Annotated in this window: 15 protein-coding genes; 9 read left to right on the forward strand and 6 right to left on the reverse strand. The window is 54.3% G+C overall.

Annotated elements, in window-relative coordinates:
* Positions 1–128: 128 nt before the first annotated feature.
* Positions 129–1,106 (reverse strand): class I SAM-dependent methyltransferase, encoded by a 978-nt coding sequence (locus tag ACWHYZ_RS10640; RefSeq protein ID WP_447987230.1) that lies wholly within the window; start codon positions 1,104–1,106, stop codon positions 129–131.
* 1,017 nt (positions 1,107–2,123) lie between these two features.
* Between ACWHYZ_RS10640 and ACWHYZ_RS10645 the strand changes: the two genes are divergently transcribed.
* The 3 genes from ACWHYZ_RS10645 to ACWHYZ_RS10655 all read left to right on the forward strand — a co-directional run bounded on the left by ACWHYZ_RS10645 (position 2,124) and on the right by ACWHYZ_RS10655 (position 6,218).
* Entirely contained in the window at positions 2,124–4,064 is a 1,941-nt protein-coding gene (locus ACWHYZ_RS10645) for a right-handed parallel beta-helix repeat-containing protein (protein WP_447987231.1), read from the forward strand.
* 84 nt (positions 4,065–4,148) lie between these two features.
* Entirely contained in the window at positions 4,149–4,304 is a 156-nt protein-coding gene (locus ACWHYZ_RS10650) for a hypothetical protein (protein ID WP_447987232.1), read from the forward strand.
* A 657-nt stretch (positions 4,305–4,961) separates the two neighbouring features.
* Positions 4,962–6,218: a right-handed parallel beta-helix repeat-containing protein gene (locus ACWHYZ_RS10655; protein ID WP_447987233.1), complete on the forward strand. Its 1,257-nt coding sequence runs from the start codon at positions 4,962–4,964 to the stop codon at positions 6,216–6,218.
* Between the two features lie 163 nt (positions 6,219–6,381).
* Here the strand turns inward: ACWHYZ_RS10655 and ACWHYZ_RS10660 are convergent, their stop codons facing one another.
* From ACWHYZ_RS10660 to ACWHYZ_RS10680, 5 genes are all read right to left on the reverse strand, one after another.
* On the reverse strand, positions 6,382–7,518 hold the full coding sequence (locus ACWHYZ_RS10660; protein ID WP_447987234.1) for a glycosyltransferase family 4 protein: 1,137 nt from the start codon (positions 7,516–7,518) through the stop codon (positions 6,382–6,384).
* Positions 7,519–8,066: 548 nt separating this feature from the next.
* Positions 8,067–8,918 (reverse strand): NAD-dependent epimerase/dehydratase family protein, encoded by an 852-nt coding sequence (locus ACWHYZ_RS10665; RefSeq protein WP_447987235.1) that lies wholly within the window; start codon positions 8,916–8,918, stop codon positions 8,067–8,069.
* Position 8,919: 1 nt separating this feature from the next.
* A complete protein-coding gene (locus ACWHYZ_RS10670) occupies positions 8,920–10,524 on the reverse strand; it encodes a hypothetical protein (protein ID WP_447987236.1) in 1,605 nt (534 codons plus the stop codon).
* Positions 10,525–10,631: 107 nt separating this feature from the next.
* Positions 10,632–11,837, reverse strand: coding sequence for a glycosyltransferase family 2 protein (locus ACWHYZ_RS10675; protein ID WP_447987562.1), 1,206 nt, complete (start codon positions 11,835–11,837; stop codon positions 10,632–10,634).
* Positions 11,838–12,718: 881 nt separating this feature from the next.
* A complete protein-coding gene (locus tag ACWHYZ_RS10680; protein ID WP_447987237.1) occupies positions 12,719–13,696 on the reverse strand; it encodes a hypothetical protein in 978 nt (325 codons plus the stop codon).
* A 607-nt stretch (positions 13,697–14,303) separates the two neighbouring features.
* Here ACWHYZ_RS10680 and ACWHYZ_RS10685 point away from each other — a divergent pair.
* The 6 genes from ACWHYZ_RS10685 (at position 14,304) to ACWHYZ_RS10710 (ending at position 23,274) form a co-directional block, all read left to right on the forward strand.
* Positions 14,304–15,707: a surface lipoprotein assembly modifier gene (locus ACWHYZ_RS10685; RefSeq protein WP_447987238.1), complete on the forward strand. Its 1,404-nt coding sequence runs from the start codon at positions 14,304–14,306 to the stop codon at positions 15,705–15,707.
* Positions 15,708–15,795: 88 nt separating this feature from the next.
* Positions 15,796–18,021, forward strand: a complete 2,226-nt coding sequence (locus tag ACWHYZ_RS10690) for a GumC family protein (RefSeq protein ID WP_447987239.1) — start codon at positions 15,796–15,798, stop codon at positions 18,019–18,021.
* A 152-nt stretch (positions 18,022–18,173) separates the two neighbouring features.
* Positions 18,174–19,589: a murein biosynthesis integral membrane protein MurJ gene (murJ, locus tag ACWHYZ_RS10695; RefSeq protein WP_447987240.1), complete on the forward strand. Its 1,416-nt coding sequence runs from the start codon at positions 18,174–18,176 to the stop codon at positions 19,587–19,589.
* Between the two features lie 33 nt (positions 19,590–19,622).
* Complete coding sequence (locus ACWHYZ_RS10700) at positions 19,623–20,756, forward strand: hypothetical protein (protein ID WP_447987241.1); 1,134 nt, start codon at positions 19,623–19,625, stop codon at positions 20,754–20,756.
* Between the two features lie 36 nt (positions 20,757–20,792).
* Positions 20,793–21,905, forward strand: a complete 1,113-nt coding sequence (locus tag ACWHYZ_RS10705; protein WP_447987242.1) for a glycosyltransferase family 4 protein — start codon at positions 20,793–20,795, stop codon at positions 21,903–21,905.
* Between the two features lie 64 nt (positions 21,906–21,969).
* On the forward strand, positions 21,970–23,274 hold the full coding sequence (locus ACWHYZ_RS10710; protein WP_447987243.1) for an O-antigen ligase family protein: 1,305 nt from the start codon (positions 21,970–21,972) through the stop codon (positions 23,272–23,274).
* Positions 23,275–23,315: the final 41 nt, after the last annotated feature.

Below are 23,315 nucleotides of genomic sequence, written 5' to 3' on the forward strand. Positions count from 1 at the left end.
TTCAATCTTGTCAGGACGGCTCGCAGTCGCCTCTGGTTGTTAGTGGAAGTGAAACGTTGCGTGATTAAGTGCACTTTCGACTAGGGAGAACAAAGCGAGCGAAGATTTCCGCGCCAGTCGCGTTCCAGCTAAGTATTTTTTATTGCCTGCATAAAAGCTGACCGCGTCGCTAAATCTTCATCCGTCAGGTCCCGAAACTCAGGGGCTAACTCCTGTCGTTGAACTCCCGATTCATCTATGGTGCGCAAATCGCAGACGAGTCGGAAGCCGTGTCGCTTCAGCTGATCAATATGGGCTGAGTGCGGCTGTCGGTTGAGGCGGTACGGCCTGGTTCCTTCCAAGTAGCGCCAGGTTTTCATTGGATAGGCCCAATGGCCGTTCCATGTGCGGGCGAGAGTATGGCAACTAAAGTCAATCTGGTGCGACATGACGCCACCCGGTTTCAACCACCGCTGGAACAATGAGTAGGTGTCTTCCATGGAGACATACTCCAAGACGGCGTGCGAACAAATCATATCGACTGAGTCTGGTCTCACAGGTTCGCATGACCTGCCGTCCCAAGGAGCGACATACGCAACCGTAAGACCTTCGCTCTGCCCTGTCTGAGTCAGCGCCTTTCGAAGGCTCTGAACCCGCTCGTACGATAGGTTTTGGTGGTGCGATTGAAACAGCTCGACTAGTTCATCCAGGAGGCGCAGGTTTTTCTTGGGCTCAGTCTGCCGCACACGATCGAAAGCATAATACTGATTCGCTCCCCAGAGTAAGGCTGTCAGTCCGACGCCGAGGGAATGTCCAGGGCCCAGTTCCACCACAGTGTTTGGAATTGCCTGGAGTCCGTTCTGTTGCGCCATTGTGAAATGTCGGCGCCAAACAGCATAGCAATAGGACGCGGACTGTGAGTCTGCTCCGGTGCAGGTCAACTTCCAGCCGTAGTAGGAGATGCCTAAACTAATAATTCTCCTGCACCACCATGGCAATGTGCCGATCCAATTTTTCAGGGGTCTCATAATGCCCAACCGATTGCCGTGCAGCTCCCAAAAGGACGCATCTACAAGGTGTCCCTCATAGCCTAGCCGGTTCAAGGGCGCTATCGTGCATTCTGCCATTTAACAGTCCAGACTGCGTTGCCCGGCTGTCGTCGTCACTATGACAGTAGAGCCACGTGTTGAGCACGTCGGTCAGACAATGGCGGAGGGCAGACGATGTTCTTAGTACCGTTGGTGTGCTAAGCACGATAGTCTTGTGGTCGGCAGCTTACTGCGGTGCCTCGGCTTACTTCAGAGTACTGTCGCAAGTTTCTCAGAAAGCCGCCAAAGTCGAAGAGGGCCTAGGTAGACTGACCCCGTATCTATTATCAGGTCCTTGACCGCAATATCTCGCTTCGTGGTCTGTGCCTCACCAGCCATGCCGATGGCAGTCTCTTCCAGCACATCGCCCTAACAGGCATCGTATGAGTGCACGTATAACTGTCGAAGAGAAGGGACTTTAATGGATAAACAATGCGAACTACGTATCGATTCATTCCCCCCAAAATCGATTGAGCAACTATCCTTCGTTCTCTAATCGCAGATCCCCGCCTTATAAATTCTCAATGGCACGACGATAGAAAGCGTTTGACCGGACAATTTGAGGTGTAGGAGCGGGCAATTGATCAAGAACAGGCCATTCTCTTAAGAGCCCTAATTCATTTCCATGCCTTGTTTTTAGCTTAGTTAGATTATTGGGGAACGATCTTAAGGTCGTGAGGTTGGACGAATGGAGCAAAGTTTAAAGAATAACGTCTATACCCTTGTCTGCGTACACGGTGTTATGACAGCGCGTAGATGCAATTATGACAGCGCAACAAGCACGCATTAAGTATATGGCCACAGGCCGAGGAGGGCACTTCAACGGTTGGTTCAGTTGCGATCAGCCCATAAAGAGCTGTCTACAGCACATCATTCTATCTAAGGATTTTCGGTATATGAAGCATAGCAAGCCAAGCGTGTTCGCAGAGCTTATGTTGTTGGAACTACAACAGTACAACTGTCGGGTAAGCGCATTGATGAAGAACCATCGCAACGCAGTGCAGTAGAAGGCGTGCAGACAGTCAATGTTTCCTTTAACACCAGGAGGGTTTTGGCATGACCGATACACAATATTTTTCAAAGCTCCGAGGATTCTTGTCGGGGAGGGGCCGACGAAAGACGCCCCGGCCGGGCGCTCGCCGGTCATCGGCATTCTCTGTAGAATCGCTCGAAGCTCGTGTGCTGCTCAGTGCGGATCTCGCCGGTGCGATATCCGTGGCTGACATCATCAAGAGCACGACTTTCGGTCAGCAGCCTGCTGTCGTACAGAACGTGCAGAATGTCCAAACGGCCCCTGCATCAACGGCGACTACAACTTCATCAGGCACGAGTGGGACGATTAACCTCGCTCGCGCAACGCGCGACTCCGGGAACGCCTATCTGGTGTCGCAGGACTTCGGGACGGCTCGGGATACGCCTACGGCCCCGACGGCCTCGTCACTGCGCATTTTCGAGAACGGCCGGGAACTCGGCCCGGCGCATTCGCTTCATGCGGACATTGAGAATCTGGGGAATGGCCGATTCAGCTATTGGGGCGGCAGCAACGGCACCGCCATGAACCTGTTTTTCTCCGCCTCGGATAACACCAACCCGATGACCAATGGGCGCACCTATACGTATCAAGTCGGAACGGCGACTGCGCCCGCGCCGAGTCCCACGCCGACGCCGGCTCCTGCCCCGTCCCCCACACCGACCGGCGTCAGCGGGACCATCAATGTTGCAAAGGCGATGCGTGACTCTGGCAATGCCTATCTGGTGTCGCAGGACTTCGGGACGGCTCGGGATACGCCTACGGCCCCGACGGCCTCGTCACTGCGCATTTTCGAGAACGGCCGGGAACTCGGCCCGGCGCATTCGCTTCATGCGGACATTGAGAATCTGGGGAATGGCCGATTCAGCTATTGGGGCGGCAGCAACGGGACGGCGATGAATCTATTCTTCTCCGCCTCGGATAACACCAACCCGATGACCAATGGGCGCACCTATACGTATCTGGTCGGCACCGCGACTGCGCCCGCGCCGAGTCCCACGCCCGCCCCGTCACCCTCACCTGATCTAACGGCTCGGACCTTATTTGTGTCTCCCACAGGCTCCGACAGTAATGACGGCCGTTCCGCCAACACCGCCTATAGATCTATCGGCAAGGCGGCATTAGCGGCTCGTCCGGGTGATATTGTCGATATCCGAGGCGGCACGTATAAAGAATATGTCGTGTTGGCGAACAGCGGCACGGCCGACAAACCCATCGTGTTCGCGGGCCATCCGGGCGAGACCGTCATAGTCGACGGATCCTCCATCGCGCCCGATCCCTCGGCGACGCCCGGCAACATGCATGGCGGGCTGATTTCGATCAACGGGGATTATGTGACGATTAGGAATCTGGAAGTGACCAAGAGCGCCGGGCCGGGTGTTCAAATCTACGGTGCACATGACGTCGTCGACGGCATTCATAGCCACGACAACTTCGGGTCTGGTATCCATACTTGGCAGGCGACCTATGGGGTGATCGAAAATTCCACGGTGCATGACAACTTCGATCATCGGCCCAACAATCCCACCTGGGATGGCGACAATTCGGACGGCATTGCCTTAAGCGGGTATTCAAGCCACATGACGATCCGTAATAACACCGTGTACCACAATTCAGATGATGGGATCGATCTGTGGGACGGCAGCAACAATGTTGTCGAGGGCAACACGGTTTACGACCACGGCTATGGGATGGGCGGCGATGGCGAAGGGATTAAGATCGGGGTGGGGACAGGCAATCTCGTCCAGAATAACATTGCGCACGACAATCGTCTGGCACAATTCGAGGGCGGGGACACTGGCGGCAACAAGATTATAGGCAACACGGCCTACAATCCACGCTGGGTGGACTTCAATAACGGGTTCTCTAACAGCCAGCCCACCCCCAACGTGTTTCAGAACAACACCGGGACCAAGGTGAACGGCATGAACACCGCCATTCAGATCGGCAACAGCTGGCAGGCATAATGGACCTTATGACTGGCAAGAATCGTTGCCGGTGACGGTCCCCGGCGGTGGCCGTTGAGCAGAGCCCATCGGTAGGGGCTGACGATGGATCTCGAGCACCCTCTCATGAAGATCCATCGATATGCCGACGTCGTTCGGGAAAATGAAGGGCAGCTTGCGGGGCTCATGGACCATAAACATGGGCTCCGCGGCTGCTCTCTCTCGTTCAATCCGATACCGCTGAGCTCCTTTCTCGAATAGTCAACTTGACTGGTGAACTTATGAAACAGTGGCGTGAGAATCATACGGGAGTGTCGAATGAGCATGTCTTCCAGCGGCATCGTTTGAAAGTGTTGTGCAACTTCTGTTTGAGGGTGGGTAATTCATTCTGTCGACGGATCTCAACATGTCCAACGTCAAATCCTACCTCGCGGCATAGAATAGTCATTTCCCCTGCCACAGACGGTTACTATAAAATCCGGGTCGACCATAAAAGAGATTTCCATACTGCCTCACAAAATCGCAGGTGATTCAGCGCTCCGCGCAGCATATCGGTAGAGTCGATAATATTCGCGCACCCGCCATTCGAACGAAAAATTCTTCTAAGTTGAGCCATCTGCCATAACTCATGGCGCTAGGTTTACGGAATTACACCGAGACGCGTAACGTAGCGGCTTCGCTTTTGTCGGCCTCGAGTGATAAAACAGAAACGCTAGGCACTGAAATGTCCAGTCTGACGCTCTCTCCGTGTCATCTCCTTCCAGCACGTTAAAAATACAAGTATTTTCTGCGCACACAGAATGAAGAGAGGTTTGATTCGACCAGTTCGGGGCACAGGACCTAATTTTTGCCATTGATCTTCAGAAAATTCTTGGTTAAGGTCCCGGGCCTTCATCAACCCATTTTCAAGGAGGGGAAATGACACGATCGAACATGCGCCGCCGGTTGAACGGGAAGGGTCAGAGAGATGTGAAGAAACGGACAAGTTCCTATAGTCTCGAAGCCCTGGAATCCCGAGTGCTGCTGTCTGGAGATCTTGCCGCCGTTGCTCCGGTTGTGCCGGTGCAACCAACGCAGCAGACCTTCACGGTGGCTCAACTCCTCGCGCAGCCGGCGACGTCCTTCTCTCAAGGGGCATCAGCGCCAAGCGCGCCGCCAAGCCAGACCTCTTCTCTGCCGATGGCCTCTACCGTGCCATCAACCGGAATCACATCCACAAGCATATCCGCGGATCAAGCGACCGGGACCTTATTTGTGTCTCCGACCGGGTCGGACGGTAACGATGGTCACTCGGCGAATACTGCCTTTCGGTCGATTGGGCAAGCGGCGAGAGTCGCTCAGGCGGGGGATATTGTCGATATCCGAGGCGGCACGTATAAAGAATATGTCACGTTGGCAAACAGCGGCACGGCCGACAAACCCATCGTGTTCACGGGCCATCCGGGCGAGACCGTCATAGTCGACGGCTCCTCCATCGCGCCCGATCCCTCGGCGACGCCCGGCAACATGCATGACGGGCTGATTGCGATCAAGGGGGATTATGTGACGATTAAGAATCTGGAAGTCACCAAGAGCGCCGGGCCGGGTGTTCAAATCTACGGTGCGCATGACGTCGTCGACGGCATTCACAGCCACGACAACTTCGGGCCTGGCATCCATACTTGGCAGGCGACCTATGGGGTGATCGAAAATTCCACGGTGCATGACAACTTCGATCATCGGCCCAACAATTCCACCTGGGATGGCGATAATGCGGACGGCATTGCCTTAAGCGGGTATTCAAGCCACATGACGATCCGTAATAACACCGTGTACCACAATTCGGATGATGGGATCGATCTGTGGGACGGCAGCAACAATGTTGTCGAGGGCAACACGGTTTACGACCACGGCTATGGGATGGGCGGCGATGGCGAAGGGATTAAGATCGGGGTGGGGACAGGCAATCTCGTCCAGAATAACATTGCGCACGACAATCGTCTGGCACAATTCGAGGGCGGGGACACTGGCGGCAACAAGATTATAGGCAACACGGCCTACAATCCACGCTGGGTGGACTTCAATAACGGGTTCTCTAACAGCCAGCCCACTCCCAACGTGTTTGAGAACAACACCGGGACCAAGGTGAACGGCATGAACACCGCCATTCAGAGCGGCAACAACTGGTCGGCATAATCCGGTGAGACTATTAAGCCGGAATGCGGTATGGGTGAGCAGTTCAATGCCGCGCCTTGTACAGATAATCACCTAACTAGGGGGAAATGGAGAGCAGCTTGCGGGGGCGTTCCTAGGACGAACGTCCCCGCGACTGTTCGCCTCCTATGAACCCAGACAATAATCATCCGGTTGTGTGGTCGGCACGTCGTTGGGTGCCATGCGCCTTGATGTTATGGTCATATGAAGTCCGGCGTTCATCGGGATTGATAAGTGTTTCCCAGACGTTCATTATGCTGTCCGTATTAAATCGTTTCGATACTTCTACAGCATGTTCTCCGAGGCGCTTTCGTTCCGAAGGATCGGATATCAGACGGTTCATGGCTGTAGCTAAGGCCGAAGGATCGTTGAGAGTGACAAGGACCCCGTCTATTTCGTCACGAATAATTTCAGCGGCACCGTCCCAGCGGGTGGAGATGACCGGCAACCCGCAAGCCATCGCTTCAATTAACGTCATTGGAAAACCTTCGTAGTGAGACGACATGATAAATAAATCCACTGTCCTCAGAAAACCGATCGTATCCTGAATGCAACCGGGAAAATGAACCCGATCCTGAAGTGTTAGAGCCCCCGCCATGGCTTCAAGCTTCGATCGCTCCGGTCCTTCTCCGATAATGACTAATGACCAATCGAGATGTTCGTACGCCACCTGAGAGAAGGCCGATATCAATATATCGAAACCTTTTGTATCGTTCAGTCTTCCGATGGCCGCGATAGTGTTCCCCGCACGTTTTCGCTGTGGCGGAAACCGTTGGTAGAGGGAAAGCGCGACCGGATTTGGGATCACATGCACACGTTCCTTCGGTGCCAAAGTCTCAGCCCATGAACGTATTCTTTCAGACAGAACGACGACGGCATAGGCCCTCCGATACAACAGATACCGTAGCGCTCGGAGCGGGAGAATGTCCGGTGCGGCCTGGCGTGGATCAGTATGCTCGCAGATAATGTTGCGGGTTCGCAGGCCGACACAAGCCAAAATCGAGAGGACGTTCTCGGTCGGCATGAAACTGATGACGGCATCCGGGCGAGTCCGGCGAATCTCCCGGCGTAGCCGGCTGAGGTTTTGGAGAATGTGCCGTTCCCTCAGGCCGAACCCAATGCGCTTCACGAGCGGATGTAGTTGGTAAAAATCCTCACTCGTGGCGCGAATCGTAATGAGTGTGACATGCCGACCCTGCGCTGCCCAATAATTCGCGATAATAGACATCACACGTTCGGCACCCCCCGCCTTCATATGGCCGATCACGAGAATTAACTTCATGGTCTTCCTCTATTGCAAACCAATAACGATATGGTGGGTTCAGGTTTGAGCGAACCCCGGCACAATCCCCTTTCTGTATCCGTATCTCGTGCGTCACCGCTCCGCGATGCGCGCTTTTTGAAGCACCAAGTTTGTGATGTAGGTGAAGAATGAGGCCTCTAACCCAAGAGTCCCATCCTTGACGATTGGCCCTTCCCGGCTTCGTTCCAGGAATCAGTCGGAGTTTATTAGAATGTCCATCGAAGGGAAGGTCCGGGTCGAGAATCGTTGATCGATAGATATCCGGATGGTTTGAGAAGTCAAGTTCCTCAGTGATGCTCAATATCGCGAGCGGCTTGACGGGGGTCAACTGGTCGGATAGGGACCTACGGTACTTGCAAAGGTGCTCCTTTCTCCGATGCATCCGGTCAATCATGTGCTCAAAATCTTGTGAATGTCGAAAACCGCCGCCATCTTTATGGCTTATGATGGAATAGATTCGTCATAGCGAAGTTATATCTTTGGTGCCCAGGCGTCTGGTTCCCTTGCAGGACATAGAAGGAGTCAGTCTACGCGAAGTCGCGAAATCGTATACCTAGGCGGCGAACCGGGGCAAAATCGGGATCTGGGTCTTGGTTTAACAGGCTGATCAAGCTGTCGCTGCGAAACGGCGGTCTCACACCGGCCCTTTCCAAACTTCGTAGCCCCGCCCAAATGAGCAACGGCGGGATAGGAACAAAAAGCCGGATGTTGCGCCCCTGCTTTTTCCCAAGATGGCGGACGATTTCCGCAAACCTCCACCTCACTGGAGACGCCGCAATGAAAATGCGAGAGTTCGAGGCTTGAAAGGTGGCCGATGATGTTCCATTCTGAACTAAGGCCACGATAAGGCGTCCAAGATCTTCTCTATGGCACCAGTAGAGATGCTGTCCGCCCAGGCCCACCATGGGCAATATGGGAAAAAGGGCGGCAAGTTTTTCCAACGAACCGACCATTCCGCCGGACGATCCGTCCGCGAAGACCAATCCCGGCCGTATGACGACGCCGCCGGCCTTCAGGACTTCTTTTTCTACAAGCAGCTTTGATTGTCCGTATTTTGATCGGGCGCCTTCAAATGCGCTTAATGACGAGATGAAGATGATCCTTTTGATTCCTGCGCGTGTCGCCTGATGAATGAGCATTTTCGAACCCTCGATGTTCACCCGCGCGATGTCGGCCGTCTCGTTCAAATGAAGTGCCCAGGCGCAATGAATGAGAGTGTCGGCATCCGGCAGCGTAAGGCGGTCCGCATTCGCCAAGTCACACTGGAACTGGGCCGTGGAGGCCCGCCCAAGTGCAACGACATCAATTCCCGCATTCTTCATCGTCCGGGCGATTCCTGACCCAACATAGCCGGAATACCCTGTAACCGCGCAGCGCATATCAACCCGTAGCCGCTATGGTATCCGCGATTCGATACGCGTTTGCCATCGCGGACAATGTGATCGTTGTGCTTGGAATCGTCGGAAACACGGTGGCGTCCACGGCATGCACCCGTCGAAACGAGTGGGGCCTGCCAAGACAGTCGGTGGTGAATTCGTGTCCTGACCCAGACCGCATGGGGAAGCTCCCACCAGAATGAAAGCCCCGTCCCACGTCTGCGAGCTGTAGCTGTCCAGGCATGGGAACGAATCCCAGTTTGCCGCTGTGCTTGACGAGATAACGGTACACCCTTCTGACCACTGCTCGCGTTTCCGCATTGTGTACGACCGAAGTGCGGATGTCCGTCGATTCGTCCGTACCGATGTCCAGCCGGATTTGTCCGGAGTGGCTTGAGTGCAAGTATCCCTGCAATACAATCAGTCGATCCAAGAACTGTTTCTCCATAGATAACGGAAGGAGGCGTGCGAACGCGCCGAGTTTCCTTTTCAGAAGCGATTCGTACACGGCGTTGAATGTATAAGCTTGGAGATGAACCGTATACGGACTGACCGCCTTGTCCCGAATTTCGAGGAACAATTGCGACAACGTATGGGTTGGCAGCACGGACGCCTCGCGATGCCGCTTCAACATTACCGCCGGAATGAGGAAGTATTGGCTGTCCTGAAGTTCTACAGCCTCAGCCAAGTTCTTTAGGCTTTTGAGAACAATGGCCGTGGTATTTATTACCCCGGCTGCAACAAAGACCCGATTGCCCGTAAGTCGAGTACGTGTCCCGTCGGAGATGTTCGTACACGATACTTCTACAGCTCGATCCGTTTCGTGCAGCCGGTTCACATGGAGGCCGCTGCGGTAGGAGAACCGGGGGGAACGGCTCAGCTCCTCCAGTGAATCGCCCGACTCGTAGATCAAGCCATAAGGACAGCCGACCATGCATAGGCCGCAGTACACGCAGTTGGATGCGAACGTTGTCGGCCGAATTGCCAAGCGGCTGGCTCCGAATGTTAACCCATGCCGCCGGAGAGCGACGGCATGCTTCTTGAGGTGCTCCAGCAGAATGTGCGCTTGCGAGCTAGGGGTCAAGCCGGCATGCGGCGTTCCATACAACGGATAGATATCGGAGAGATCATCTTTGTGAGCGGCAAATCCGATCCAATCCAGTACCGTCTTATAATACGGCGCGAGGTCGGCTTCCGTAATGGGCCATCCGCCCAAATCCCAATCGGCATACGGCAACATCGATGCCCCCCACACATTAGATAATCCTCCTCTGGCAAAAGAAGGTTGAAGGCCTACGGCGTTAGATGAAAACCGAACGCCGTAGGCAGGTGGGCGGTAAGGGAAATCAGATCCAAATAAATATTTGTTTGGGAGCGAGCCTTGATGCTCCAGGAAAGGTTGCTGAATCTCTGCCAGCGTCCCGCCGTCCCACAGTTCACGCGGTGATCGGCGCATGGTCGCGATTTTTTCAGCAACGTGGGATTCCAAGGTCAAGCCTACATCAACCATGACGACATACTGTCCCCGGTTGAGCAGCGCCTTTGCCGCCGCTACTCCACATGGGCCAGAGCCGATGACGACGTTGACCGAATTATGCATTTCCGGCAAGGATAATCTTGGGACGACACGCATCCGTGGTTAATCCGTGTGATTCAATTCTTCGCATGTGTGTGGAAGGACCCGGGAAGGCCGGTCTTGAAACCAAGCCGGCGAGCTTACTTATGCTGCAGTCCGAGCACGCTGAGAAAAAAGCTGGACAGCACAATTTGAAATCCGAGCATGACCGCAGTCACAGCGGGTACAACTATGCGCAGCATCTTGGAGGGATCCAAGGGTCCGAAGGAAGACGCTCCCCATGAGCTTAAGGCAAATAAGGTTGCACCCACGCCCAAGCCGATGAGAACCACTCCAATGATTAAGCCGACCTCCAGCGTGATGTATCGAAAGACCCGCTGAATGGCCGGATCATCGGGCAGCAATCCCTCGCGGATTGCATAGATCTTTGCAAAGGCCGCAAAGTTGATGGCCTGAAAGCCGACGTTGATGGCCAGCGCCGCGTAGAGGAGAGTGTGCACGTCGAAGCTGACGTTGTTGATGGTGCGGGGGCCGGGAAGCAGCCAAATCCACCCCGCCACCCCAAGCGCCATCGCGAGCGCGCCTGGATAAAGGAACAGCCAACGAGGACAATAGAGCAGCAAAAAGCGCAGGTGCCTCCAACCGTCGCGCCAGGTCCGAAGATGCGGAGGCCGTGACCGTCCGTCGGGAGAAAGAGTCGTGGGCACCTCGGCGATATGCATGCCTTGCAGCGTCGCCTTGACGACCATTTCACTTGCAAACTCCATCCCGGCTGTCTGCAGACCAAGCCCCAGAAATGCGGCCTTGCTAAATCCCCGCAAGCCGCAGTGAAAATCTCCGCATGGACTACCAAAGAAGAGACGGCCAAGGCGCGTAAGGACCGGATTACCTAAGTATCGGTGCAAGAGCGGCATGGCTCCCGATTTGATACCGCCCTGAAATCGGTTTCCCATAACCAAGTCGTAGCCGGCGCGTAACTTTTCAATGAAGGGCGCTAGATTGGAAAAGTCATAACTGTCGTCGGCATCCCCCATGATAATGAATTTTCCACGCGCCTCCGTGACGCCTCCGATCAATGCCGCTCCGTAGCCTCGTCGTGTGACGTCAACGAGACGCGCCCCGGTTCGGTAGGCAATGTCCCGCGAGCCGTCCGTACTCCCATTATCCGCGATCACCACTTCTCCTGAAATGCGGAGGTCGTCAAAGGCCTGCTGAGCTTTTCTAATGCATGTTTCCAAGGTTTCCGCTTCATTGAGGCACGGCATGACCACGGATATTTCTATAGCAGGAAGCCGGCCGTCCTTCTCGGGATCGTCTACCTCGCTCGATACACATGTAGCTGCCATTGCGCCCTGAACGCTCATATTGTCTCCTCCTTGAAATATCGAGGTTGTGCAGCAGTTAAAAGGCAAGAGGTGCGGCAATACCGTTGCATATCAGGGCGGCTTGGCCCTGTCGGTCGAACATTAATGGCGTAGCGGGATAAAGGGTGCGTGCTTGATTTATAGTGGGAGCGGCGTAACGCGAAGTTGAATGCGCTTATCACATGGATGCATGATCGCTCTCGGCCACATTCGTGCCGATGAATGGGTACGTCAGTTCGTAAACGTGAAAGTCGGCGTTTGAAAATACCTTCTTGCAGAGGTCGAGGCATCTTTCAATAGAGTGGCGTTCCCATCCGATATTCTCAGGCCTGACAATTCCTCCTCCAAGCCGTTGCGCCGAGGACAAAATACCGCCCGTGAAGTTGTTGAAAGTAACTCCACGCCGTTTCATCTCCCGAGTTGTTCCCACGTGGCCCGGGATAAATCGACGCGGGCCTCCCAGTCGGCAGGGCAAGGCACGCGGCTTACGAAAAATAATGACGTCGTCGCAGTGGGAATAGTCGTTTTTGTCTCTAACGCCGACATAGATAATTGGTTATCATCAGTCTCATCGGGGCGTTGTCGAGGCGCCAGCGGCAATTGGCGCCATAAGACAGGAAGGGAGGTAAGAAAGAGTCAGTACCGTAGGCGCATCCTCTTCAAGCAATGCTTCGCCTTCTGACCCACAGTTCAAACAGGCCGCATAGGATGCGGCATACCAATACCAGACTCTATTGCCAGTCCAATACCCCAATTGCTGATATTGCTGTCAGTCAAGATCTGATGTGTAGGTTGAACGCCATACGGAAGGCCGGGATCCGCAGGTCCCTTTGATGCAGGGGCCCGCCGTGCATACGATCCGGTTAGCGGGTGATGGATGTTGCTTCGACTTGATGCTGCGTGTCCTCATCCCGGTCAATCGGAATATTGCTGTATGCGCGGTAAGTATACCGTCGCTTGTTCGTGATAGGATTGGAATTGTCGGAGGCGGAAAAGTACAGCGTGTTACCCCAATGACTGTAACGGCCTCGGCCATGTCGTCGGATATCAAGATGTTGTGAATGAGCTGGGCCCACAGGCACTCCATCTTCATAAATTCTGAGGCTGGATGCGTTCGGCGCGCCCATCGTATCCCCTACGCTTTCAAAGGTTTTGTAAAAGACGTAGCTGTAACCGGCTTCGTGTGAGACTTTGGAGGGGTCAATTTCGCCTTCAACATAGGAAGGCACCACGTGAGCCTGGACTTGACGAAAGAGGCTTTCCGCTGTTTCTAATTCATGTTTCAACGACGGCAAGGATCCTGGTGAAAGCCCGCAGCAGTTGGCTAACAACTTGAGCTGCTCTTTGAGCCGCGCGAGGTTGATGCGAATATCGCGCAACTGTTGTCTATGTTCCTGTGGGTTGTCCAACAACGATTCGAATTGATCCCACACCGCCCTGGCATGGTTTTCCAGAAACTCGGTGAAATTGACTAGCTCGGTCCGTACTGACTCCTTTCCAGTGAGGCGCACCCGCAGTTTCCCTGCGTCCGTTGCAAGGTTTGTCAGCGCTTCTTGAGCTGAACGGATATCCTTCAAGCAGCAGAGTCTTACTGCGTCCTTGGCGAGTGTCGTTTCCTTGTATGCTGGTCTGGCTTCGGCATAGTTGCCGACATCAGATGGCTCAGCGCGTCCACCAATCGGCGTGCGGAATGAGCCCCACATAGCTCCAAGACCAAACGCGGCACCTAAGCTCAATGTCCATAGGGCCGCCTTCAGCAGCAGCACACGCTTGGTGACGTACTGGTGTCGCCGTCCTGGCGGCCAACCATACAACCTGAGTTCGTCGCTTTGTTCATTCATGGCAAAAGGAGAAGAGCACGATAGAGCCAAATGGTTTCGTCCTGTATCAGTACGACATGCAAGTCTACGTATGGGATTGTTCTACGTACTCTCTCGGTCCTTACTCTCTGGTTGCATCGTTGCGCGGTAATCTGTCGCTGCATTGGGCCTACAGCAAAGTTTTGCCATCCTTCGTCCGATATAAATTTCAGCAAAATCCTACTGGCCATTCTTGGATATAGAGCTTAGCTTGTCATTGCCTCCGGGCTTTCCCCTTCGAGCCAAAGTTCACATTCATGTAACTTACGAGGCGAAGCTATATCCGCCTGCATACTCTGGAGAGACAGAGTTGTTGGCGCAGATAGCGGCCGTCTAGAATCGCCACCAGCTCGTAGCAATCGCTGCCGCTTTCGGGAGAATCGACCTTGCCGTTCAGGTCACCGGCTTCAACCTCCTCCGTAAGTATCGGATCGGGCCGCCGGACCACCGTGGGCAACGAAAGACTCGTTATCGCCCTTGAGGGATCGTGGCACCGTTGTATGGACTCTATAGACAGATCCGGCGACAACGAAACACCCAAACGTTGAACCTTAAGAATACATTGCGCCCTATTGTTGCGATATCTTAAGTGAATCATCGTCGCCGTGTAGTCATCGCGTTTGCCGCACTTCTTGTTGTAGTAGAGCTTCAAGAAAAAAGCTGGAGCCAACAGCTGACGCCATCGCCGCAGTTGTTTGGTGGAACGGGGTCTCTCGTTGTGTCGCGGTTCGTGAACCCAGCTCTGCTTGGAGCGCTATATTCCACGCCCTATCTACCACTGACAGGGTATTATCCGCTCTATCCCGGGAGATTTACTACGATTAGGCGAGAACAAGGGATGAGCGCCGGTCCCGTCATTTTGCATCCCTCGATGGGTATTGCGGAAATGTACACGGATAACGTGTTTCGAACGGATGCCAATCGGCGCAGTGATTTTTTCACGACCCTCGCACCTGGCATACAAGCACAGTTGCCGTTTTCATCAGGTCGTCATCTTTTCATGGCGGATTATCAAACCAATATTCAGTACTATAGCCGCACTCCGTCCAATAATGTTCAGGATCAGACGGCGTCGGGCCGTTTGCAATTTAACTTTCCCTGGGGAGGACGTCTGGACCTGCAGGGCCAGCATAAACTGGGACATGACCCTAGAGGATCTGCATTCGATCTCCAAAACTTAGAAGTCAACAAATGGACAGCTAATGGGTTTACCGCGCAAATGGGCTATGACGGAACGCGTCTGGGAGCCGTCTTCACCACACAAATATTGCGGTGGGACTTTTTGAACAATGACCAAGGAATCTATAGAAACCAGCTCTCGAACTATGTGGGCCTGACACTGACGGGAACCGTGTCCCGCAGAACATCAATCCTCGTCGATTTTCATCTGATTCAGACCATCTATGATCAAAACAAGAACCTTGACGGGACAGTCTATACCGGCAGTGTCGGAGCTCGATGGGACATTACAGGCAAAACGACGGGCGAATTCCTCGTGGGATATCAAGTACTGAAGTTTGATAAGGCTCCCGTCCAGCAAGAGGGTCCCATACTCAGCCAATTCAATAGGGAGCCGGGCAAGGATACGGCGCCGGGTTTCTTTGTGTCCGGGAGTCTGTCCTGGAAGCCGACTTCCGGGTTGACCCTCGTGCTACAACCCTACAGGACGATCCAACAGACTGTCCTCCTCGGTACATTTTTCTTTACATCCACTGGAGTCAATTTGTCGGCGGTTCAGAAGCTCACTGGACGTATGGATGCGACCCTCAATGCCGGGTTAGAAAGGGACAAATTCGATTCGAGCCTATCCACAGGACCCACCGGGTCCTCTCGATCCGACACGTTGAAGAACATCGCTGTCGGTGTCAATTACCGTGCCGTCAAATGGCTCGGCATCAGCTTCCAGTACGTCTTTGAGGACCGAACGTCCAACGTCCAGCAGTTTAACTACTTCGCGAATACCGTCATGGTGTCGTTGCAGACCCTCTTCTAGGTCTCCTTTCCGAAGAGAGCGTGTCGGAATTGATTACTCCCAACCCCAATCTGTATGGTGGCCTCACTCTCTGAAAGGGACTGCGCCCATGCCATTTGATCAAGTCGTCAAGTTTGAAAATCTGCTCGGGATCGTACTCCGGCGGTTTTGGTTGGTCGTGGCAAGCGTGCTGCTGTGTGGAGCAGTTGCCGCAATCTGGTCTTACCGCCAGGCCCCGGTCTATAAGTCTGTGGCGACGGTCGTGGTGGAACGGGAAGAGCCGGCCAGCTTGGAACGCGTCGGAAGTTACTTTTTGATACCGGAATACTACCAAACCCATTTTGAGCTGTTAAAAAGCCCAGGCGTGATAGAGGAGGCGGCCCGTCATCTGGAATTATCGCAATGGCCGGAATATATGCAGAAACCGCCATCAGAATTTGAGCAATGGGTCAGTCGTACTTTACCGTCATTCCTGGGAACAGCGGTAGAAGATCGATGCCGCACGTATCCCGGCGAGGACAATGGTCACGATCCCAAAATTGACGGCTGTTTGCTTAAAGCGTTTGAGCAGCGAATTGAAGTGAAGCCGGTCCGCGGGACCCGGCTAGCACGTATCTACGTCGAGTCTCAGGACCCCGAATTGGGCGCCCGTGCCGCGAATGCCCTGGCCACAGCCTATATCGATGGTCGACTGGCAATGAGCGCGCGCGGGCGAGAAAAGGCGGCAGACTGGTATTCGAACCAGCTTGAGCGACTTCGAAAAAAGGTTGAGGAAGCGGAATATCAACTGTATGCGTACCGGATTAAACATGGATTGGTCGATGCCCATGACGGACAGCGAGATATCGCACAGAAGCTTGGTGAGCTGAATTCGGAGCTTATCAGAGCTGAAATGAAGGCGGCCGAAGCGTTGACCCGATCGCAACATGTCAGCTCTGTGGTCAGACAGGGGGATGCCGAGGGGCCGATTAATTGGTCACTGATCGATTCCTTCAGCGAGGTGTTGTCCTCCTCGTTGATTCAGTCCCTTCGTGCGCAAGAGATCAAGGCTTCCGGGCAGATTGCTGAGTTGATGGATAAGTACGGTCCGCTCCATCCAAAATTGGCTCATGCCAAATCTGAACTTGCCGACCTCCGTGAACGGATTCAGGGTGAAGTCCAGAAAATCTACCACTCAGTCAAGCAAGACTCTGATATGGCAGAGGCCCGAGTTCGGGTGATCAGAGAGGCGGTGAATCGGCAAAGAGTTGCGAAGACCAAGCTCGAGCAGAACGAAATTGAGTATGGAATTTTGGATAGAGAGGCAAAGAGCACCAAGCAACTGTATGAAATGTTTCTCAAGCAAATGAAAGACCGAGAGCTGTCGCCCGAGGTCAGCGACACCCCCGTGTATTTAGCTGATGCCGCTGTGCCGCCGGCCCGTCCAGTAAAGCCAAAGAAAAAACTCAATATCTTACTCGGTATGCTGACCGGCCTCATGTCCGGCGTTGGGCTGGCGATCGTGTTGGAAGCGAGGGATAGCCGACTGAAGTCGTCCGATGATGTAGAACGACACCTGCCCATGCTTCCGATCCTGTCCATTATTCCACGTCTCACTAAGCATGATGTTGGCCAGTTGAAACTTATAGAGAGTCACAATGGTGGCCGAGCGGCCGCAGAGAGTTTTCGCGACTTGCGAACGACCTTGCTGCTGTCGGCAGGACAAGAACAACCCCTGTCGCTGCTTGTTACCAGTCCCGGGCAGCGTGAGGGAAAAACAACCGTGGCCGTCAACCTTGGCGCCGCCTTTGCCCAACTGCAGCATGTCGGCGTCGTGCTGATCAATGCCGACTTGCGGAAGGTGGAGTCTCATCCGTTGCTCAACGTCATGGCGGGGAATGGCGAGGGCCGAGGGCTCAGCGAATACTTAGCCGGCCACGCACAGATTGATGAGGTGATGTACCCAACTGTCATTCCCAATCTTGTTGTGGTGCCACAAGGCTCCATTCCCTCGAATCCATCCGAGTTGATTCATTCGCAAGCCATGATGAAGCTTCTGAAACACTGCCGAGCTCAGGGGCGGCATGTGATCATCGATGCTCCGCCGGCATTGCCGGTGGCGGATGCATCCATTCTTGCCACAATGGTCGACGGAGTTCTCCTGATCGTCGGCGCCTTTGAGACTAGGCGCGAAGAAACGGTATTGGCCGTCCAGCGCTTGACCCACAATAGCGCAAAGATCGTCGGATTGGTGATCCAAAAAGGGATCCCCCGTGCAGTACCTTACTACGGCCGCAATAATGGTGGCGATCGCAGTCACCAGCTCACGCACCAGCGATTGCCGGTCCAGCGCTAATCGACGGTCAACCTCTGTCGCGGGTTCTTTGATTTGGTATCCTATTTGCCGGCCGCGTACCCTGTAAAATTTACATTCATATTAATGCGCATCAGCCCCGCGTAGGGCGGCGTGCCAGGAGAGGTGTTTAATATGTCGGTGAGCGGCTGAACATGCCAAATGGCCTTCAGGTAAGCCGGATGGGCTGGAATCGATGGCTCGCTTGGCAAAGCAAATCGGTCAACAGGCAGCTGCTTGCGACGATTTTGACTGTCGGTGGCTGTACCGTGTTGGTCAAAGCCGTTGCGGCCTTCAAGGAAGTGGCCATTGCCTACCAGTTCGGTACCGGTGACGCGCTTGAGGCGTTTGTCATTGCCTTTCTAATTCCCCAATTTGCCATTACGTTGATCGCCGGTTCCCTTAATGCGGCGCTGATTCCGACGTATATACACGTTCGCGAGCATGACGGGCTCGCGGCTGCCCAATCACTGTTCTCAAGCGTGGCCCTATGGATCGTGGCATTGCTCATCGGTGTTTCATTCGTGTTTGCTTTGGCCGGGGGACGACTGGTTCCGATGTTGGCGTCTGGTTTTGGCGCCGACAAGTTACATTTGACGGGGTGGCTGTACTACCTGCTGTTACCGACAGTCGTCTTCAGTGGCTTGACCACCACATGGGGGGCCGTACTGAACGCGGGCAATCGATTTGTCGGGGTCGCGATGCTTCCGATGGTGACCTCGCTTGTCACGCTGTTCGCGCTCGTCCTGTTCAGTCAGCGGTGGGGTATTTATGCTTTAGCGATTGGGACAGTAGGGGGAGGACTCCTCGAAGCGGTGCTGCTTGCCTGGGCGCTTTCCCGAATCGGGATTTCATGCATGCCTCGCTGGTGCGGAATCAGTGCGGCAGTCAGAGAAGTGTTCAGGCAATCGATCCCGGTTATTACCGCTGCGCTGCTGATGGGCAGCACGCCCATCATCGGGCAATCGATGGCGGCCATGTTGGGGCAAGGCAGTGTGGCGGCGTTTAATTATGGCGGCAAGTTTACTGCCCTGCTTCTCGGCGTGGGGTCGACGGCGATCAGCACCGCCGTCCTCCCGCATTTTTCCCGGATGGTGGCGATGAATGATTGGGGCGGGGTCAGGCACACGCTCGCCACCTATACGCGATTGATCCTTTTGGTCACCCTGCCACTCACAATTCTTCTCGTCTATTTCTCGGAGCCGCTGACACGCGTGCTCTTCCAAAGAGGCGCTTTTACGGATGCCGACACCCTACTGGTCAGCCGAGTGCAAGCCTTCTTTGTGTTGCAAATTCCGGTTCTTTCCCTGGGCATCATGGTGGTCCGGCTCATTTCGGCCCTCAAGGCCAATCACGTGATGATGTGGGGGACTGTCATCAATTTATGCCTGAATATCCTGCTCAGTTATGTGTTGATGCAGCGCATGGGAGTGGAAGGATTGGCATTGTCGGTCAGTCTCATGCATCTCGCCTCAACAGCATACCTAGTGTTTATGGCCTGGAGATTAACGGCGGCGGCGGAGCAGACGACAGGGAGACGGGATGAGCCGGCGAGGCGTGAGGCATTGTAATGCGATATTCATCTCAACGAGAGAGAATGGAACATGGCTGCATTTCTTAAAGTGACCCTCGTCACGATGGCGATGTGTATCCTCATCGAGGGGGGCACGTGGCTGCATCACGTCTGGACGATGAAGCAAAGTTTGCCGGCGTACAAGCCGCAGCATTTGGTGGATTTCTATAGGTTCTATCGCGTGAACCCTGATTATCGCACCGCAACGGTTCGAATCAATGCCGCCGGATTTCGTAACGATGAAGAAATCGCGACAGCTAAGCCGGCCAACATCAAACGCATCGTCATGATGGGCGGCTCGACGGTCTGGGGGTCCGATGCGCATTATCCTTTCTCGGGAAGCATCGACAACCGCGACACAATCGCGGGACAGCTCGAACGTATCCTTAATGCACGCGCCGAGGCGCGAAATGAAACGACCAGAGTGCAGGTGATCAATGCCGGGACTGTGGGGTATGTGCTGTTTCAGAATCTCATCCATTTTAATCATCATGTGGCGGCCTTTAATCCTGATATTGTGATTGCCATGGATGGACATAACGATCTGGATGCGCTTGTTCTCCAGATTCAGCCGTATCATCATCGAAACGAAGGCCCGCTCGCTCGGGCCGTCAATGAACCGACGGTGTCCGATGTGATCCGTCAGATCATCAAATTCGGAGAAGACCACAGCCTGTTCATCCGAAAGGCGTCCACTAGAGTGCGGGAACTTGCCTGGCGGTACGCATTGGAAGGGCAATTTAAAAAGCAGTTTGACCGCATACCGAGCGAGGCGGAGATTGAGCGGTGGCTGAATGATTATGAGACAACAGTGAGGCGGCTCGATGCGTCGGCGAGAATAGGCGGTGCACGCGCGCTGTTTGTTGTACAAGCCGAAGCATGCGGAGAGCGACATAAGTCAATGACACCAGAGGAAGTCCGGATCCAGCAATACTGGAATTATTACACCTGGCTCCATACCACCGGGCGGGATCGACTGATCGACCGCCTGAAGCAGGCAACGTCTCGCCACGGCATCTGGTTCAGTGATATTTCCGATGTCTTCAAGGAAGAAAAAGATCAAGCGTATCTCGACTACACGCATCTGACTAGTCGCGGCGCTCATATTGTTGCGACACGCTTGGCTGATGTGATTGAAGCGCGAGGATGGCCGGAGCAGACGTAATCGTCGTCTTGATTCTTCCTACGAGGACCGTCTCTCATGCGAATAATGCTAATGATTTCTTCGCTTCGTGCAGGAGGGGCCGAGCGTGTGATGAGCCTGATGGCAAATTATTGGGTCGCTCAAGGCCACTCAGTGACCTTATTGACGCTGGATGGTACGCATGACGATTGGTATCCGTTGGATGTCCGGGTTCAACGTGTGGGATTAGATCTACTCATGCCGTCGGCCCATGTACGTGCGGCGATCTGGAACAACATCACCCGGTTCCGGCGGTTGCGGCATGAAGTGTGTAGATGCCGGCCGGATATGGTTGTGAGCTTTGTCGATAGAATGAATACGCTGACGTTGCTGGCCGTGGGAACTCTTGTGCCGGTAATCGTATCGGAGCGGACTGACCCCCGCAAATATGCGATGGGCCGCATGTGGAACGTTCTGCGAACCATGGTCTACCGGAGGGCTGCGGCGGTTGTCGTACAAACGAATGCTGTAAGGCCATGGGCAGCACGACTGATCGCCGAGCGCCGGGTGCAAGTGATTCCGAATCCCATCGATCCGCGTCTGGACGAGACGACGGTTCTCCCGACGTTCCAAAAAACGAATGCGAGGATTGTGGCGGTCGGGAGATTGGTTCAGGAAAAAGGGTTCGATGTTCTGATCCGGGCTTTTCATCGCTGTAGTCGGCGGCATCCCGACTGGTCTCTCACCATCATTGGCGAAGGTGAAGAGCGTGGGACTCTGGAAGCACTGGTCTCCCAATTGAGCCTCAAAGATCGAGTAATGTTGCCGGGGCTTGCGCGTCAGCCTGACGTGATCCTCCGCGGTGCGGACATTTTCGTCCAGTCCTCTCGGTTCGAAGGATTTCCCAATGCGTTACTGGAAGCGATGGCGTGCGGAGTGGCGGTAATTTCCACGGCGTGCGCCGGCCCAAGTGAGATCATCCGTAACGGGATCGACGGTCTATTGGTCCCACCGGACGACGTAGAGGCCCTGACGTCTGCTATTGAGTGTCTCATCGACGATTCGGCGGTACGGCTGCGTCTGGCTGGTCGGGCGTTAGAAGTCAGGAGGCGCTTCAGCATCGACAAGATTATGGATCAATGGGACATATTGCTCCAGCGCACATTACATAACTCGCCTCCCGTTTCGTAGGAGTTCCGTCAATTGCATCCATCCTGCGGAGGAGCCGCTACCATGCAGCGATATGAGGGTCCCATTGTTTAACCTATATCAGCGTCTGCTCGCCGTCCTAGCGATCGCGCTCTTCTTCTCAAATGCCTCTCACTTTCTGTTCTATAAGGGGTGGGACGTCTTGGGGCCCCCGAAGATATGGGTGATAGGCTTTGTCGTGCTCACGGTGCCATTATTCCACCATATCCTTTCGTGGGATCTTCGACGATCCCCGATACTACTGTGGTGTGTCTGTTATGTGGCGGTGTCTCTCGTATGGTTTTTTACCGCCTCCGATAGCGAAATGGCGTGGCAAGAACTACGATTGCGTGCGCAGTCCGTCCTCCTGCTCATCTCCCTATTGCTTGTCTTCTCGGATGCGGGCGCTATTCTGTGGGCTAGGAGGACCATTGCACTGTTGGTTGTCGTGGGGGTCTTCTTGAATGTGTTCGAAGTCTTTGTTCCGACAGTGCTGAATTATTCCATCGGCCGTTCTGCCGGTCTCTATATCAACCCCAATTCAGCCGCCCTAGCGTTAGTCGTAGGGATGGCCCTGAGTCTGACCGCTTTGCGACCGTCTTATCGGGGGCCATTCGTCGTGCTGGTTCTTCTTGGCGTGCTGACGACGATTTCGAGACAAGGTACGTTGGCACTCTGTGTTACGGTGGGATTAGGTCTCTTTTGGAAAGCCATTGACGTACGGCAAATAGCGGTCGCGTGTGCCCTGGCGCTCCTTCTTGTCCTTGGTGTGTTACTTCCCCGACTCGATGCGTTGATATCGTATTTGGAAAGCGTCGGCTTGAGCCGCTTTGTTGAAGAGCGAGTGGGATGGGTTATGGACCCGACCCTTGAAGAGTCTCCATATGAAGATAACACGCACAGCAGGATGGATGCTGCCGCAGAAGCATGGGACAAGTTTAGCCAAACGCCATTCTGGGGACAGGGCGTCGGTACACATCTTGCGATGGCTGGTGGGAACGAAGAGAATATCGTCGCGGTTGGGTCGCATAACATGTACCTGACCTATATGGTTGACCATGGAATCCTTGGAGTTTTGGTCTTTCCCCTCTCTGTCCTCGCAGCGGTCTGGCGTGCGCGTGGCAATGTGAAAGGCACCAGCACAGCCTTTGCTGCCAGTCTTCTCATCTTGGGCTTCTTCAGTCACAATATCCTCATGGATACCGTTGCGCTTCCTCTGTTCGCACTGATGGCATCAATGACGGCGCTGAGCCGTGACAGTTCAGGGGAGCAGGGGAAATCGGTCACGAGCGAAGTCAACGACTCCGCATGGACGACTCAGATGAATGTAACCATGATCACTCGCCCCTCGTCGTTCACGTCCACCTCTTGATGAAGACATCTCTGCAGGCTCTCTTTCTTCGGATACTGATA

The sequence above is a fragment of the Nitrospira sp. Nam74 genome (assembly GCF_965152615.1).